General features: G+C 74.1%; 1 protein-coding gene. It reads right to left on the reverse strand.

Annotated elements, in window-relative coordinates; genetic code table 11:
* The coding region (locus tag AC27IQ_RS24590) for a translocation/assembly module TamB domain-containing protein (RefSeq protein ID WP_487091153.1) at positions 1 to 1,383 on the reverse strand (1,383 nt) is incomplete at both ends.

Here is a 1,383-nt window from a genome sequence, read left to right on the forward strand (position 1 = left end):
CGGGGGTGCCGCGGCACCGGTGGCACGCAGGTCGGCGGAAAAGCGCACCAGCGGTTCGCCGTCGCCGCCTTCGCTGCGGGCCTGCGCCTGCCCGGCGACGGGGGTGGAGTCCAGGGTGCTGTAGAGGGCGCTGGGGCGCAGGCCTCGCACTTCGGCACGGCCTTCCATGGCGCGCGTGGCGGGGGTGAAGCGGCCCTGCAGCGCCACGCTGCCGTTGCCGATGCGCGCAGTGGCGTCGGGCACGGTCCACTGCGTGCCGTCGAAGGCGGCCTGGGCATCGATGCTTTCCAGGGGCAGCCGGCGCTGGTCCCACGGGCCCGGCACGGCGTTGCGCAACTGGGCACCGATGGCCCAGCCTGCGGCGGTGGCACCGGGTGCGGCAGCAGCGGCCGGGTCCACGCGCAACTGCCCGCTCAGCGAGGTCACGGGAGCTTGCGGCCACAGGGCGGCCAGATCCAGGGATTCGACGTCGGCGCGCGCCTGCAGCACCGGCTGCGCAGCCCAGGGTGCGATCTCGGCCTGCACGTCGGCACGCATCGGCTCGGCGGGTTTCGCGGGTCGGGCCGCTGGCTTGCCGGGTTTGGCGGATGGGCCGGGGGCGGGACGCGAGGCTTGCGCTGTCGGCGGAGCCGCTGTCAATGGCTCGGCGGCCTGTGCCTGCAATTGGGCGGTGATCTGCAGCCGTGCGGCTGCGGTGGCCAACGTGCCTCTGGCCTCGGCATGGGCCTTGGCTTCGATGTCGTCGCCGCCGCCCGGCGATGCCGTGCGCACGGTGCCGTCGGCCTTCAGCTCCAGCGCCATCGGCGCCTGGGCCTGCACGGTGGCCTGGCCGAAATAGTGGCCCTGGGCGAAGGCCACGCTGTCCAGCGCCAGCCGGTGGTGGGTGCCGTCGTAGCGGTAGTGGCCCGCCAGCCCCTGCGCGGTGACCGGGCTGGGCGCGGCCCAGGTGATGGTGTCCACGCGGAACGGCAGGTCGATGCGCAGCGGCAGTTCCAGCGATTGCAGCGGCTGTGGCGGCGTGTCGGGTTCGGTGCGGGGCGGGCCCTGCGGGATGATCTTGACCTCGGCCGCATGCACTTCGCCCAGCGTGAGCTGGCGCTGTAGCAAGGGCGCCAGCTGCCAGGCAATGCGCGCATCGTTGACTTCCACCGCCAGCGTGGGGCTGCTCCAGCGCAGCCAGCCGATGTGGCCGCCGGCGCGCAGTGAACCAGTCACGTCGCGGGTTTCGAGTTGCTGGTCGGCGGGAAGGTAGCGTGCCGCGCGGTCCAGCGTGGTAGCCAGCGAGGCCTGGCCGCCGGCCCACCACCAGGCCGCACCGAGGACGAGGGCGACCAGGGCCAGCAGCGCGGCGAGGGTCCAGGCGGCGATGCGCCAGCCGCGGCG

Source organism: Acidovorax sp. KPB24-07 (assembly GCF_057543315.1).